2 protein-coding genes are annotated in these 1,652 nt (G+C 38.7%); both read left to right on the top strand.

The genetic code is table 11. The features are described 5' to 3' along the window. Nucleotides 1–92: 92 nt before the first annotated feature. A complete protein-coding gene (locus EJK17_RS11160) occupies nucleotides 93–791 on the top strand; it encodes a Sak single strand annealing protein (protein ID WP_103662701.1) in 699 nt (232 codons plus the stop codon). A 19-nt stretch (nucleotides 792–810) separates the two neighbouring features. Further along, on the top strand, nucleotides 811–1,652 hold an 842-nt coding region (locus EJK17_RS11940), incomplete at its 3' end, for a conserved phage C-terminal domain-containing protein (protein ID WP_246011990.1).

Raw genomic sequence — 1,652 nt, forward strand, 5'->3', positions numbered from 1 at the left:
AGAACAAGTCATATCAAATTTATTGGATAGCGTGATAGAAGACGCTATCCGCGATGTAAGAGACAAAGCATTAAAGGCAAAGGTGGTAAACAATGACTGAGAAGACAACCAAAGAAGAAAAAAAGAGCGTTTACGAAACTCTATCAAAAATTGACGTTAAACAATATTTGAAAAAGAAAATGGGACTTGACTATCTTAGTTGGGCAACTGCATGGGGTCTTGTTAAGTCACATTATCCAGATGCACAAAAGAAAATTACTGAATTTGATGAGTACATTCCAACCAAAGAAGGCTGGAAAGGCACTGGCCGCAAAGTTGATTATCGTTTAACGCCATTTGGATGTGAAGTTGAAGTGACAGTCATCATTGATGGGCAAGAATCGTCATCAAATCTTTATGTCATGGATAACAAAAATCATGCAGTTAATTACAAAAGTTTAAACATGGGTGCTATTAATAAAGCTCAGCAAAGATGTTTAGTCAAAGCACTTGCCAACGCAGGGCTAGGGCTTGATGTTTATGCTGGTGAAGATTTACCAAGTGATGAAACTGAAACTGCTAAAAAGACACCAACGAAAAGTGCAGCAGCTCAGCCAACTCAGCCTAGTAAAAAGCAGAAACCAACAAAGCAAGAACTTATGAGTTATCCAGTAACTTTTAATGGAACCAAGACCAATATGGGCATTCTTCTTAAGCACTATAACAATGGCTTAAGCGCTGCTGTTAAGTTTGCGGATAGTTTACAAGGTGATGAAAAATTCGTGTTTGACAGTTTAAAAGCGATGAATTAGGCAATTAGGAGGTACAAAGATGGTGAGTAATTCAAGTCCATTACTAATCAATGAAAGCCCGCTTCAAGTTCTACCGTCTTTGGCGGTGGCGCTAGGAAACATTAATGAGGCTATCATACTTCAACAAATACAGTATTGGCTAAAAAATCCCAAAAGTGGGCGCTTGGATGATCAAGGACACAAATACATTAGAGATACTGTCTCGGAATGGAATGCGCAATTCCCGTGGCTTACTGAAAGAGCGATTAAGACAAGACTTAAATCTCTAAAGGACAAGGGAATCATACTGACTGCTAACTTAAATAAATCAAAGTATGACAGAACAAATTGGTATTCGATTGATTACGATGCATTAAACAAATTAATGCAAATGCATAGTGAAGAAACTTCCCCATCGGAAGGGAAGAAAGTTCACGATCAAAAAGGAAGAAACTTCCCCATCAAAAGTGAAGAAACTTCCCAACCTATACCTAAGACTTCAACTAAGACTTCTTCTGAAACTTCAACTAATAAAAATAGTGCATCTAAAGATGCACCACGTATTCCTTACAAAGAAGTTATTGATTACTTAAATCAGAAAACTGGCGCTCACTATAAACCATCAAGTAAAGCTAATCAAAGATTGATCAAGGCTAGATTCAAAGAAGGATATAAGTTAGATGACTTTAAGACAGTCATAGATAATAAAGCCTTCGACTGGCAGGGCACGCCCTACTGGAAGTATATGAGACCGTCGACCCTCTTTGGTGCAAGCAAGTTTGACGGCTATCTCAATGCTAATAACCTAAACCAAACCCGCAACACACCAGCTAGCGGGGGCTATGGTGGCACGGTCGACATATCAAGCATACCGGACGACAA

Source organism: Lactobacillus xujianguonis (genome assembly GCF_004009905.1).
Lineage (GTDB): Bacteria > Bacillota > Bacilli > Lactobacillales > Lactobacillaceae > Lactobacillus > Lactobacillus xujianguonis.

Excerpts from the sequence above, each read along its gene's own strand:
- EJK17_RS11160 (WP_103662701.1), top strand. The coding sequence starts at position 93 with ATGACTGAGAAGACAACCAAAGAAGAAAAAAAGAGCGTTTACGAAACT.